Annotated in this window: 9 protein-coding genes and 1 pseudogene; 1 reads left to right on the top strand and 9 read right to left on the bottom strand. The window is 64.3% G+C overall.

The genetic code is table 11. The annotated features are described in order from the left end of the window. Positions 1-54: 54 nt before the first annotated feature. The 9 genes and pseudogenes from E5E97_RS20330 to nadK form a co-directional block, all read right to left on the bottom strand. Complete coding sequence (locus E5E97_RS20330; protein WP_171280925.1) at positions 55-1161, bottom strand: 3-deoxy-7-phosphoheptulonate synthase; 1107 nt, start codon at positions 1159-1161, stop codon at positions 55-57. 260 nt (positions 1162-1421) lie between these two features. Beyond that, entirely contained in the window at positions 1422-2228 is an 807-nt protein-coding gene (locus E5E97_RS20325; protein ID WP_042065747.1) for a siderophore-interacting protein, read from the bottom strand. A gap of 171 nt (positions 2229-2399) precedes the next feature. Beyond that, positions 2400-3773 (bottom strand): efflux transporter outer membrane subunit, encoded by a 1374-nt coding sequence (locus E5E97_RS20320; protein WP_171280924.1) that lies wholly within the window; start codon positions 3771-3773, stop codon positions 2400-2402. Continuing rightward, positions 3770-5713, bottom strand: coding sequence for a MacB family efflux pump subunit (locus tag E5E97_RS20315; protein WP_171280923.1), 1944 nt, complete (start codon positions 5711-5713; stop codon positions 3770-3772). Before E5E97_RS20315 ends, E5E97_RS20320 begins: the two co-directional genes overlap by 4 nt. Beyond that, positions 5710-6873, bottom strand: a complete 1164-nt coding sequence (macA, locus tag E5E97_RS20310; RefSeq protein WP_171280922.1) for a macrolide transporter subunit MacA — start codon at positions 6871-6873, stop codon at positions 5710-5712. The genes E5E97_RS20315 and macA overlap by 4 nt, the downstream gene beginning before the upstream one ends. A 214-nt stretch (positions 6874-7087) precedes the next feature. Continuing rightward, entirely contained in the window at positions 7088-7528 is a 441-nt protein-coding gene (locus E5E97_RS20305) for a universal stress protein (RefSeq protein ID WP_171280921.1), read from the bottom strand. 360 nt (positions 7529-7888) lie between these two features. Next, positions 7889-8781, bottom strand: a pseudogene (locus E5E97_RS20300) (DHHA2 domain-containing protein). Positions 8782-9367: 586 nt separating this feature from the next. Continuing rightward, positions 9368-11032: a DNA repair protein RecN gene (recN, locus tag E5E97_RS20295; protein WP_011706784.1), complete on the bottom strand. Its 1665-nt coding sequence runs from the start codon at positions 11030-11032 to the stop codon at positions 9368-9370. Between the two features lie 111 nt (positions 11033-11143). Beyond that, the gene (gene nadK / locus E5E97_RS20290; protein ID WP_005303013.1) at positions 11144-12028 is read right to left on the bottom strand and encodes an NAD(+) kinase; all 885 of its coding nucleotides are present in this window, start codon (positions 12026-12028) and stop codon (positions 11144-11146) included. Between the two features lie 269 nt (positions 12029-12297). Here nadK and grpE point away from each other — a divergent pair, with 269 nt between their 5' ends. After that, complete coding sequence (grpE, locus tag E5E97_RS20285) at positions 12298-12873, top strand: nucleotide exchange factor GrpE (RefSeq protein WP_011706782.1); 576 nt, start codon at positions 12298-12300, stop codon at positions 12871-12873. The last annotated feature ends 173 nt before the right edge of the window (positions 12874-13046 follow it).

Here is a 13046-nt window from a genome sequence, read left to right as displayed (position 1 = left end):
ATATCGGCAAAATAATAAGGCTCCCGTTGTGGGAGCCTTATTGCTGATGGTCGTTCAACTGGCCAGCTGGGCATGCCAGTGGGCGGTGTCGGGTTGTGCCCGATCAGGGTGCTGGCGCCGTGTCTCGACGGCCTCTGCCAGCATGGCGAGCAGGGTCTGGGTATCGTCCCAGCACAGGCAGGCGTCGGTGACCGACTGGCCATACATCAGCTCGGCCAGCGGCGCCGGTTTCTGGCTGCCCCCCTGCAGGAAGCTCTCGACCATGACGGCGGCGATGGCGTCGCTGCCTTCCCCCAGCTGGCGGCAGAGCTCTCCTGCCACCCGGATCTGGTTCTTGTGCAGTTTCTGGCTGTTGCCGTGGCTGCAATCCACCATCAGTCGGGGCGTGAGCCCCTGCCGTGCCAGGCGCTCGGCCGCCTCTTCCACATCGCTCTGGTGATAATTGGGGCGGGTTCCGCCGCGCAAGATGATGTGGCCGGCCGGGTTGCCCTCACTCTTGATCACCACCATGCCGCCCTGGCTGCCGGGGGCGGTAAACAGGTGGGATGCTTCGCTGGCCTGGATGGCATCGATGGCTACCCGGATGTTGCCATCGGTACCATTCTTGAAGCCGATGGGACAGGGCAGGGCCGAGGCCAGCTGCCGGTGCACCTGTGATTCCGTGGTCCGTGCGCCGATCGCTCCCCAGCTGATGAGATCGGCCAGGTAGAGGAAGCTGGTGGTATCGAGAAACTCGGTGGCGGTAGCCAGCCCCAGTTGATTGATGTCGAGCAGCAGTTGGCGTGCCAGTTGCAGGCCATGGCCTATGTCGTTGCTGCCGTCCAGATGAGGATCGAACACCAGCCCCTTCCAGCCCACCGTGGTGCGGGGCTTCTCGAAATAGGTGCGCATCACTATCTGCAGCCGATCCCGATAGTCGTGGGCCAGCACTGCCAGCCGCCGGGCGTAATCGAGGGCGGCGAGGGGATCGTGAATGGAGCAGGGACCGATGACCACCAGCAGGCGATCGTCATCCCCGCTCAGGATCTGGCGAACCAGTTGACGGTGCTGAGCGATCCGGGTTGCCAGGTCGGCGGGACAGGGGTGAAGTGCCAACAGGTCGGCAGGAGTGGGGAGAGCCTCCACCGCGAAGGCGCGCATTACCGAGTTCAAGACTGCCATCTGGATTACCTTGCTGTGCAAATGGAGTGAATGACGTGCACTCCACACCGGGACCCGGGCGAGGGAGCTGCAATGGGGCGTCATCACCTGTTATTGTTGAGAGTGATTGTCATTATCTTGTTGTCGGCCACAAATGCAAGCACAACCGAGCGGCATACCAGAATGGGGGGGAGAACAGGTAGGGTGGCATCGCACCAATGGCAATCAAGCCCATGGCCGGCAGACCATGAGCTTGATATTTCAGGACAAAATCAGCTGATTCAGCTGTCCATCACGTCGTGACGAGCGTGGTGATAGGCCTCTTCATCCTTGCCGTGGCGCCAGTAGGGCACGGCGTAGACCCGGGTGCGATCCACCTCGAGTGTACGCCGAACGTGGCGGCGCATGGGGACCACCAATCCCTCTTCCCCGCCGAACCAGAAGTAGCTCTGTTGCTCTTCCAGCGGCAGGGCGGTGAAGTACTCCACCAGCGGCGCCGTCTCTTCGGGGGAACCGACAAACCAGCGCAGGGTCACCCCGGCGGGCAGCGACAGATCCTGCACATCTTCCTGATAGGGCACCAGCAGGGCGATGTGGCCGCGGGCATCGGCGGGCATTACCTCGGCCATGGCGCTGATGGCGGGCAGGGCGGTGAGATCTCCCACCATGTAGTAGTGGCTGGCAGGCTGCAACATGGGGTCCGGACCACCTGGGCCTGAGATGGCCAGCAGGTCGCCTGGCTTGACCTCGTTGGCAAAGCGGCTGGCGGGGCCGCCATCGCCGTGCAGGGCGAAGTCGATATCCAGCTCCAGCGCCTCGCGGCGAAACGCGCGAATGGTGAAGGTACGCATGATGGGGCGCTGGCTCGGATCTTCCCAGCGCGGCCCCTGCGGGGTGGGGGTGGGCAATACGGCATGGGCCTGGCCCGGCTGGGGCAGCATGATCTTGATATGGGCGCCGCCACAGGTGAAGGGGTAGTCAGCGAGCTCCGGGCTGGTCAGGCAGATCCGGCGCAGGTGCGGGCTCACATCCTGAATGTGCTTGACCGTGAGCAGACGGGGACGATTGACCGGGGCGGACTGGGACATGGGCATACTCCTGACTGATAATGGCGCCCATTTTTCATTAAATGAAAATTATTATCAATTGCTTTGTGCGCCAGCAGCCAGACCCTGGCCGAGGGGAAAAGGCACACAAGGGGAGAAGTAAGGGGGATGCCTCATGCCCTCGCACGGTACGAGGGCATGAGACAAGGCAGGTCAGCTGCGATCGCTGCCCCCCAGCGCCTTGTAGATCCTGGCCATGGTGTTGAGCTGCTCCTTCTGCTGGCCGAGCAGGGCGAGCTCGGCATCCCACAACCGGTTCTGCTCATCCAGCCAGGGTTGCACCCCGGTGGCGCCGGCCTGGTAGCGGGCTCTGGCCAGCCGCTCCGCCTCTTTGGCAAAGTCCAGCTGCTCAGCCAGGTAGTTCAGACGCTGCTCGCCGTGGTGGCGGGCGGCCAGACCATCCTCCACCTCCACCAGCGCGCTGTAGAGCTGCTTGCGAAACTCCGCTTCGGCTATCTGGTAATCGAGGCTGGAGCCCGCGATGGCGAGCCGGGTCTTGTTGTACTCGAGGAAGGGCAGCGCCAGCGTGGCGCCCAGGGTACCCACCGGGTTTTGCAGCACCTGGGTCAGGGTGTCCGAGCTGCTGCTGGCCCCGCCGGTCAGGCTAAAGGTGGGGTAGAAACCGGTGCGGATCTCGTCCCCCTTCGCCAGGGTCTTGCGCAGGCGCAGCTCGGCGGAGCGCACGTCGGGCCGCCGCGCCAGCACATCGGCCGGAATGCCGACCGCCAGCGTGGGGATGGGGGCCGTCGGCAGCGCCTTGGGTTCGAACGCCAGCGAGCCGCTGCTGCGACCGAGCAACAGCCGCAGGGCATTGCGGGCCTGCTCCTGCTGCATCAGGAGCGAGCTGAGCTCCGCCTGCTTGCCGGCTTTCTGCTGGCTGGCCTGCACCAGATCGAGCCGGGTCACGGCGCCGGCCCGGTACTTGGCCTGGGTCAGCTGCTCGGCGCGCTCATAGTTGGCGAGCTGCTGCTGGCCGAGGGTGATGGCCGAGCCGAGATAGGCCAGCTGCCAGTACTGCTCCAGCGCCTTGCCGATCAGCATCAGGCGGGTGGCCGCCAGATCCTGGGCGGAGGCCTCGGCCTCCCAGCTCGCCTGATCCCGCACCGAGGCGAGCCGGCCCCACAGATCCACCTCGTAGCCGAGGGTGAGGGTGGGGCCCATGCTGCCGCTGGCCTTGCCGCTCTTCAGATCCTTGGTGCCATTGCCGCTGATGCCGGCATTGACCGAGGGAGTCAGGTTGGTGTCGGCCAGATCGGCGCCGAGCAGGGCACTGCGCAGGCGCAGGCCGGCTACCTGCATGTCCGGGTTGGCGGCCAGCACGGCCTCGATCAGCCGATCCAGCTCGGGGTCGTGGAAGCCTTGCCACCAGGGTCCGGCCTGCTGCCGGGTGAGGCCGTCGTCCGGCTGTTGCCAGTGGTCGGCCAACGCCAACTCTTGCCGCTGATAGCTGCTCTGCTGGCTGCAGGCGCCGAGACCGAGCGCCAGGGTGAGGCAGAGCCCCAGTTTGGATAAGTGGTACATCGTCATTCCCTCGCCAGCGCCTCGACCGGGTCGAGCCGGGCGGCATTGCGGGCGGGCAGGTAGCCAAACAGGATCCCGATGAGCGAGGAACAGCCAAACGCCATCAGGATGGAAAAGAGCGAGAAGTGCATCTGGATGCTCTCCACGAACAGGGAGAAGAGCAGGCCGATGAAGAGGGAGACGCCGACCCCGAGCATGCCGCCCAGCAGGCTCACCATCACCGCCTCGATCAGAAACTGCTGCAGTATGTCCGACTGGCGGGCGCCGACCGCGATGCGAATGCCGATCTCGCGGGTTCGCTCCACCACCGACACCAGCATGATGTTCATCACCCCGACGCCGCCGACGATGAGGGAGATCACCGCGATGGCGGAGACCAAGAGCGTCATGGTGGCGGTGGTCTTCTCCACCGACTTGATGATGCTGTCGCTGCTGAAGGTGAAGAAGTCCTTCACCCCGTGGCGCTGGGTCAGCAGCTCGATGGCGGCCTGTTCGGCCAGCGCCGGTTGCACTCCGTCCTTGACCCGGATGGTGAGCTGGCTGAAGTGGTTCTGGGAGATGAGACGGCTCATCACGGCGCTGTAGGGCAGCCAGACGTTCACCGACTGGCTGCTGCGGCCAAACCCGGTCTCCTCTTCCACCACACCGATGATGCGCACCGGCAGGGTGCCGACCAGTACCACCTGGCCGACGGGATCCTGCTTGCCGAGCAGACTCTCGATGGTCTTGCCGGCCACCACCGCCACCGCCGCCCGGTTCTGGATGTCGCGCTCGTCGAACAACCGGCCGTTGGTGAGCTTCATCCCCTTGACCCGGAAGAAGTCGTTGCCGACCCCCACTATGCTGCCGCTGCTGGTCTTGTTGCGATAACGCAACTGGCCGGGAGCGGCTATCTGGGGACTGGCCCCTTCCAGATAGGGCTGACCGAGCAGGGCGTCGAGATCCCGCTTGTTGAGGGTCTGGATGCTGGCCGCCTTCTCGTCCCCCCAATCCTTGCCGGGGAAGATGTCGATGGTGTTGGTGCCCATGGCGTTGATCTGATCGATCACCTTGGCGCGGGCCCCCTGGCCGAGCGCCACCACGCTCACCACGGCGGCGATGCCGATGATGATGCCAAGCATGGTGAGGAAGGTGCGCATGCGGTGGGCCAGCATGGCGTGCAGCGCCATGCGCGCCGCTTCCCGGTAGCGATCCCAGTCGTGGCCTGCCCCTTCCTTGCCGGCAGGGGCGGCGGTCGGGGTCACGGGGACGGCCGCCGGCTTGCGGCCGCTGTCCTCCTGCACCCGGCCATCTTTCAGGGTGATGATCCGGTCGGCGTGGCTGGCCACCTCCATGTCGTGGGTCACCAATATGATGGTGTGGCCCTGGGCGTGGAGCTCCTTGAGGATGGCCATCACCTCTTTGCCGCTCTGGCTGTCGAGGGCCCCGGTCGGTTCGTCCGCCAGGATCACCTCGCCGCCGTTGGCCAGCGCCCGGGCGATACTGACCCGCTGCTGCTGGCCGCCGGAGAGCTGGCTCGGGGTGTGATGGCTGCGATCGCTGAGCCCCAGCCGGGTGAGCAGCGTCTGGGAGCGGGCCTGGCGCTCGGCCCGCGGCGTACCGGCGTAGACGGCCGGGATCTCCACATTGGCGGCGGCATTGAGGTGCGGCAGCAGATGGTAGCGCTGAAAGATGAAGCCGAAGTGGTGGCAGCGCAGCCGGGCGAGGGAGAGGGCATCCAGGGTCGCGGTATCCTGGCCGCGGAACAGGTACTGGCCGCTGCTCGGTCGATCGAGGCAGCCCAGCAGGTTCATCAGGGTCGACTTGCCGGAGCCGGAGGCACCGACGATGGCGATCATCTCCCCCGCCTCGATGGTGAGGTCGAGCGGATGGAGCACGGTCACTTCCTGCTCCCCGCTCTGGTAGCGGCGCTCGATCCCCTTGAGCTGGATCAGCGGCTCGCTCACAGCATGATCTCCACGTCATTGTTGCTGGCCGGCTTGCCCTGGCCCAGGGTGACCTTCTCCTGCTCGCTCAGGCCGCTGACCACTTCGATCTTGATGTCGTCCTTCATGCCGGTCTTGATGCGGCGGGTCTCCTTCTGATCGTCTTCCTTGAGCAGGGTGACTTCGTACTCGTTTTCACCGAGCTTCTTGCCAAGGGCGGTCTGCGGAATGGTCAGCACCTGCTTGCGCTCGCCGAGCACGATAGTGACCTGGGTAGTCATGGCGACCCGCAGGGTGTGATCCGGGTTGGGCACGTCGAACAGGGCGTAGTAGTAGACGGCGGCGTTGCTGGTGGCCGTGGTGCTGGTGGCCTGCTCGTTGATGTTGGTGGGGGCGAGCTCGACGGTGCGCAGGGTGTCGTGGTAGCGGGTATCCGGGTCCCCCATCAGGGTGAAGTAGACCGGCATGCCGGCCTTGACCCGAGTGACGTCCGCTTCCGAGATCTGCGCCTTGACCGTCATGGTCTCCAGGTTGGCGAGCTTGAGCAGGGTTGGCACCGTCTGGCTGGCAGCCAGGGTCTGACCCTGACGGGTCACAATGCTGACGACGGTGCCATCCATGGGTGCCTGAATGCGGTTGTAGCCGAGCTCGGTCTTGGTGCGCTCCACCTTGATCTGGGCATTCTCGACCTCGGCCTGAGCGCTTTGCAGCTCGGCTTTGGTCACGGCCAGGAGGGCTTCGGCGCTCTCCAGATCGGCGCGCGAGCTTGCCTCCTGCCTGAACATCTGTTGCTGACGGCGCCAGCTCAGCTCGTTCTGCTTGAGCTGGGCCTGCTTGATCTTGAGCTGGGCGCGGCGACTGGCGAGATCCGCCTCGGCGGTCTTGAGGTTGTTCTGGGCGATCAGCGGGTCTATCTCGGCCAGCAAATCCCCCTGCTTGACCTTCTGGCCCGCCTCCACCGCGAGATAGGTGACCTGGCCGGAGACCTGGGCACCGACGTCCACCTGCTCGATGGCCTGCAGTACCCCGCTGGCCAGCACGGTCTGTTCCACATCCTGACGGGTCACCTGGGCGGTCAGCACCGGCTCGGGCGCCTTGCTCGGCCAGAGCAGCCAGCCGATGGCGAGCAAGAGGACGAGGGCGAGCAGGGCAATTTTTCTCTGCTGGGGAGTTATGTTCATGTTTCACCTGAAAGAAGCGAACGAAGGCGTGCAAGGGCAATATCCTGCAGCAAACGAGGCTTAAAAAACAGCGATGAATATGTAAGGAAACATGTAGATAGCCTTGTCATTAGGCCGGGGAATGAGGAGGGCAAGCAGGGGATGGCGGGGTAAAAAGGACCCCGAAAGAGAGGTGGCAACAGGGTGCCCACCTCGCGGGTGGGCACCCCGGTCATCAACCGACGGCTTTGAGCTGCTCGCTGTAGGGCTCGTGGCAGATCTGGATGTCGATCGGCAGCTTGTAGATGAGCAGGCGGGCCAGGGAGCCTTCCATCCAGTGGTGGCGGCTGCCGATCAGCAGCAGATCGGTCGGGTGGGCGGCCAGCCAGCGTTTCAGGTCGGGCACCACGTCATCGACCACCAGACACTGGTAATCCACCGGGTGCTGCAGGGTGGTGATGAGTTCGCTGATGATGGCCTTGGCATCCAGCGTGCCCTGGGCGCTGCGCTCCTCTTCCGACAGCGACAGGCTCTTGCGGCGCATCTTGCTGCTGTGGGTCAGGTGCAACAGGGTCAGCTCGCCCCCCATGGCTTGTGCCAATTGACTCGCTTTGGCCAGCGTCTCCTGCTCGTAATCCTTGCCTTCCAGCAACAGCACAATATTGGTTGAGGTCATAAGCAGTTCTCCCTTGGCATGGCGCGGGTCACCCGGGACAAACGGCCTGTCCCATACCACTGTGTGCCCGCTATGTGTCGCATAGCACGAACCTGGCTCTCTGTGCGGCAGGCGTCACCTCGTGTCGGTGATGCATCGCCAGGCCATGTTCGTTTACATCATCATAACAGACTGAGTTGAATGGAAAATGAAGGAAAACCGGGTTTTGGCGGGAAAATGGGGGACGGGGCGGTAAAAGTGTGAGCAAAGCATGAGTTGCCTGGCCGGGAAGCGCCGTGAATGGGCCAGTGAGGCAGGTGGTGAAGGGGCTGAAAAGAGGAGAGGGCGGCGAGCCGGCAGAGGCCGACCCGCCGGCTGGGGTCAGAGCTGCTCGCCGGAGAGATAGCGGGTCAGCCAGGGTAGCCCCTCCTTCTTGCGGCTGACGGCGCCAACCAGATGCGTCGGCTGCTCGGGCAGAATGCCGTTGCTGGCGAAGTAGAGCTGGCTGCCCCCTTGGCCAGATCGGTCAGCATCAACACATAGGCATCCAGCTCGTCCTGCATCAGGCGCTCTTGCATGGCTTGTTCCAGCTCGGCCTGGCGGCTGTGCAGCTGGGTGGGATCCATCACGCAGATCTGGCTGACATAGAGCTGGTAGCCGGCGATCTGGTAGGCCTTCTCGTCGGCGGCAAGCAGCTCGGTCATGGGGGCGTCACCGAGCTGGGTGCGCCGTTCCAGCAGGGTCTGGGCAAAGGGCTCCAGCGCCAGATCGGCCAGCGGCAGCAGGGCATGAACGGCGGCGCGGTCGCGTGCCGTGGTGGTGGGCGAGGTGAGGCTGAAGGTATCGCTGATGATGGCCCCCAGCAGCAGGCGAGCCTGGGCGCGGGAGAGGGTGTCATAGCCCATCAGCTCCAGCAGCACGGTGGCGCTGCACCCGACGGCCCGGATCCAGGCATCGAGCGGGCCCCGGGTGATGAGGGTACCGATGCGATGGTGATCGATGAGGCCCTGCACGTCCGCCTCGGCCAGCCCTTCGGGGCCCTGCTCCAGCTCGCTGAAATCCACCAGGAACACCTCCTTGTTGGCCACGCTGCCCTGCAGCAGAGGCGGGGCGGCAACGCCGGCGGTTTCCAGAATGAAGCGGGTTTCCGCAATGGGTTCACCGAGGGCATAGGCCTGGGCCGCCCGACCTTGACGATTGAGCCAGTCGGCGGCAACCAGAGCGGTACAGATACTGTCGCTGTCGGGATTCTTGTGACCAAAGACGTGGAGCATGGTGCCATTCCTGCGGTTGATGACGTACCTGAGGCAAGATCAGGTATGCGGGGCAAATGGGAAAACAGGGGCTGGCCCCCGCTCTGGTTTCACTCTATGCGCCGTCCCCTCTGATGGCAACCGGCGCAGGCCGCTCTACGGCAGGCGAAACCCTGTGGTCAAAGGGGCGCACACTCCTGCTGCTGAATCGTCTGGGGGCAGGACTGGGAGACAGACCAGGGCGGCAGATTAGGGCAGGGAGGCAAACCCGGACAGGGAGACAAGCTGGAGGAGATGGCCGCGTGGCAAGCGCCGGCGGGCTCGCCCATGGCCGCAAGGTTCACGCCGCAGGAGTTGGAGAGGAGAAGGCGGGCAAGCAAAGAGATGAGACTGTGGCTCGGGTTGGTTAGCGACAAGGATGCTCCAACCCCAGCCCAACCAGGCAGGCCGTGACCATCCAAACCGCCGGGGTGACCCTTCAGGATGCAGCAACGGCGGCATGGTGATGATGCTCCAGTAGCCGCAAACCGCCGTCACCAGCAGGCGAGGTGACACGAGGTACCCGATGCTCACCGTGGACCCCGCATGCAGATGGCTGACCTGTATCTTAGCAGGCCAGCAATTCGCGGGCGTTGGCCAGGGTATTGTCGGTGATCTGGTCTCCCCCCAGCAGGCGGGCCAGCTCGTTGAGACGGGCCCCTTGATCGAGCGCCTGCATCTGGGTTTCCGTGGTCTTGCCGTCGGTGTGCTTGCTGACCACCATGTGCTGATGGCCCTTGCCTGCCACCTGTGGCAGGTGGGTGACCACCATCACCTGGGTGGATTCACCCAGCTGGCGCAGCAGGCGCCCCACCACGGCAGCAGTCGGGCCGCTGATCCCCACGTCCACCTCGTCGAAGATCAGGGTGGGGGTGGAGACCTTGCGGGCGCTGATGACCACGATGGCCAGGCTGATGCGCGACAGCTCACCGCCGGAGGCCACCTTGCCGAGCGGCTGGATGGGCTGGCCCGGGTTGGTGGTGACCATGAACTCCACCCGATCGATGCCAAGGGGCGAGAGGCTGCTCTGGGCATCGGGGCGTACCTCGATGGCAAAGCGGCCATCCGGCATCGCCAGCTCGTGCATGCTGGCACTCACCTTGGCGCCGAGCTCCTCGGCGTAGCGCTGGCGACTCTGGCTCAGGGCCTCGGCGGCTTGCACAAAGGCCAGGCGGGCCTCGGCCAGCTCGTCTTCCATCCCCTCCAGGCGCTCCTCATCGGAGTTGAGGCGTGCCAGATCGGCGGCCAGCTCCTGGTGGTGCAGAGCCAGCTCGGCCGGTTTGACGTGGTGCTTGCGGGCGAGATTGATGGCCTTGGAGAGGCGGGCTTCCAGCTCGTTGAAACGCTCGGGATCCAGCTCCAGCCGGTCCAGATAATTGCGCAGCTCGCTGTGGCTCTCCTGTACCCCGATCAGCGCCTCGTTGAGCATGCCGAGCACGTCGCCAAGCCGACTATCCATGGCGACCAGGCTCTCGGCCCGATCGACGACGGTCTGCAGCAGGCCGGCGATGGTGGTCTCCTCGTTGTCATAGAGCAGGTCGAGACAGGCGCCGCACTCCTGCATCAGTTCGGTGCCGTTGGCCAGGCGCTGGTGCTCCTCTTCAATCTCTTCAAACTCCCCCGGCTGCAGGGCGAACTCGTCCAGCTCCTGCACCTGATATTCGATAAGCTGGCGACGGGCCTCCCGCTGCTGCTGCTCGGCTTTGAGCCGGTTGAGTTCGTTCTGCAACTGGCGCCACTGCTGGTAGTGGCGGCGCACCTCATCGAGCAGCAGATGGTGGCCGGCGTAGCCATCGAGCAGGGCGAGCTGGTAGTCGGGTTTGAGCAACATCTGGTGGGCATGCTGACCGTGCACGTTGACCAGCAGCTGGCCCAGGTTCTTGAGCTGGGTGAGGGGGACGGGCACGCCGTTGATGTAGCTGCGCGAGCGCCCCTCGGCGGAGATGACCCGCCGCACGATACACTCCCCTTCGTTTTCCAGCTCGTTGGTGGCGAGCCAGGCGCGGGCGGCCGGGTTGCCGTCCAGCAGGAAGCGGGCGCTGACCTCGCTCTTGTCGCTGTCCGGTCGCACCATGCCGGCCTCGGCCCTTTCCCCCAGGCACAGGCCCAGGGCGTCGATGGCGATGGATTTACCGGCCCCGGTCTCACCCGTGATGCAGGTCATGCCCGGTTGCAGATCGAGTTCGAGAAACTTGACGATGGCGAAGTTGTTGACGGTCAGCTGGGTCAGCATGGTTTCATCCTGTATGGGCCAACATTACTGTGTATGCATCCAGTATATACTGGTTTTCCATACAGTAAAGAGTCGACCAGCAACAGGATGCGCAGGAACGTAAAGCGAGCGTCAGAACAGCTTGCTGCCCCAGCCAAGCTTGTTGCGCAGCACGTGGAAGTAGCTGTAGTCGAGCGGATGCACCAGATGCAGCTTGTGGCTGCTCTTCTTGATGAGGATCTCGTCCCCCGGGTGGACCGCCAGGGTCACCTGACCGTCGCAGCTCACCTGCATGGCGTCGTCCTGATTGTCCGGTGAGACCAGCAGCCGCACTTCGCTGTCGGCGTCCAGCACGATGGGGCGGCTGCTCAGGGTGTGCGGGAACATGGGCACCAGCGTGATGGCGTTGAGTTTGGGGGTGAGGATGGCACCCCCCGCCGACAGGGAGTAGGCGGTGGAGCCGGTGGGGGTGGCCACTATGATGCCGTCCGAGCGCTGGCTGTACATGAAGCTGCCGTCGATGTAGACCTCGAACTCGATCATGTGGGCAATCTTGCCCGGGTGCAGCACCGCCTCGTTGACCGCCAGGTTGTTGGACTTGCGCTCGCCATGGCGATAGACCGCCGCCTCCAGCAGGAAGCGGTGCTCGCTCTTGTAGTGGCCGCACAGCACCTGCTCCAGCGGCAGCAGGTAATCCTGCGGCGAGAGATCGGTGAGAAAACCGAGGTTGCCCCGGTTCACCCCGATCACCGCCACGTCAAAGCGCGACAGTACCCGCGCGGCCCCCAGCATGTTGCCGTCGCCGCCGACCACGATGGCGAGATCCGCCTGCTGGCCCAGCTGCACCAGGTCCATCACGTTCTCGTCCATGATGCCGAGGGCATGGGCCACCCGGCTCTCCACCAGTACCCGAAAGCCGCGGGTGGTCAGGTATTGATGCAGGCCGGTCAGGGTCTGGTTGGCCCCTTCGTGGTGGGGTTTGCCAATCAGGGCGATGGTTTTGAACGGAGAATCCATAGTCTGTCGGGTCTGGGATGAGTATTGGGGGGAGTATACCGCGCTTTGGGGGGGATTTGTCTGCCACCGGCTGGTCCGGCCGCAGCGGATGCGGGGAAAAAGCCCCAAATTGCCCGCCGCTGCACGCTCTTGGCGATAATGGCGCCCTTTTCCCCTTGAAAGCCGGGGATCCATCCCCATAATAGCGCCAACATAGTCGGCCCATTGCCGCCCGGTCGCTCAACCGGGTGGTCGGGCCCTCAATAAGTAACCCCGGAATTGGAGATGTCATGAACCACGAAGAACAAAAGGTTGAAGCGATGGAGCAAGTGGAAGCCCAGCCAGTCGAGCCGACCGATGTAGACAGTGAAGTGACAGCCGAGCAGGCCCGCATTGCCGAGCTTGAGGCACAACTGGATGCCGCCCAGCAAGCCTCCCTCGAGGAGCGCGAGCGTGCCATTCGTGCCGTCGCCGAGATGGAAAACCTGCGTCGCCGTGCGGCCCAGGACGTGGAGAAGGCCCACAAGTTCGCGCTGGAGAAGTTCGCCGCCGAGCTGCTGCCGGTACTGGACAACCTGGAGCGTGCCATCGAGCTGGCCGACAAGGAAAACGAGGCGCTCAAGCCGATGATCGAAGGGGTCGAGCTGACCCTGAAGTCCATGCAGAGCTCGGTCGGCAAGTTCGGCCTCAATCCGCTGGACCCGCTCAATCAGCCGTTCGATCCCAATGCCCATCAGGCGATGAGCATGATCGAGAACGCCGAGCTTGCCCCCAACACCGTCATTGCGGTGATGCAGAAGGGTTACGAGCTCAACGGCCGCGTCATTCGTCCGGCCATGGTGATGGTTTCCAAGGCCCCGGCCTGAGCCTCATCGCTGTGCTGAGCCCGCCGCTCGGCGGGCTTTTTATTGGCAAGTGCCCCGGCCGCGTGGTCGCCGGGTGCACTGATAGCCGGTCTTCATCCTGCCAACGGTAATGAATGAAGGCAGGTTTTTTCAGGGCGGGGCTTGAAGCAGCGGCTTGCGACCCCATATAGGAT

Origin of the sequence: Aeromonas sp. 2692-1, from assembly GCF_013085505.1 — a bacterium.
Lineage (GTDB): Bacteria > Pseudomonadota > Gammaproteobacteria > Enterobacterales > Aeromonadaceae > Aeromonas > Aeromonas hydrophila.
The sequence above is the reverse complement of the archived record's forward strand: the minus strand, read 5'-3'. Positions and strand labels throughout refer to the sequence as shown.

What these genes read in the sequence shown, in the direction of transcription:
- E5E97_RS20330 (WP_171280925.1), bottom strand. Translation starts at nt 1,161, where the DNA reads ATGGCAGTCTTGAACTCGGTAATGCGCGCCTTCGCGGTGGAGGCTCTC.
- E5E97_RS20325 (WP_042065747.1), bottom strand. Translation starts at nt 2,228, where the DNA reads ATGTCCCAGTCCGCCCCGGTCAATCGTCCCCGTCTGCTCACGGTCAAG.
- E5E97_RS20320 (WP_171280924.1), bottom strand. Translation starts at nt 3,773, where the DNA reads ATGACGATGTACCACTTATCCAAACTGGGGCTCTGCCTCACCCTGGCG.
- macA (WP_171280922.1), bottom strand. Translation starts at nt 6,873, where the DNA reads ATGAACATAACTCCCCAGCAGAGAAAAATTGCCCTGCTCGCCCTCGTC.
- E5E97_RS20305 (WP_171280921.1), bottom strand. Translation starts at nt 7,528, where the DNA reads ATGACCTCAACCAATATTGTGCTGTTGCTGGAAGGCAAGGATTACGAG.
- recN (WP_011706784.1), bottom strand. Translation starts at nt 11,032, where the DNA reads ATGCTGACCCAGCTGACCGTCAACAACTTCGCCATCGTCAAGTTTCTC.
- nadK (WP_005303013.1), bottom strand. Translation starts at nt 12,028, where the DNA reads ATGGATTCTCCGTTCAAAACCATCGCCCTGATTGGCAAACCCCACCAC.
- grpE (WP_011706782.1), top strand. Translation starts at nt 12,298, where the DNA reads ATGAACCACGAAGAACAAAAGGTTGAAGCGATGGAGCAAGTGGAAGCC.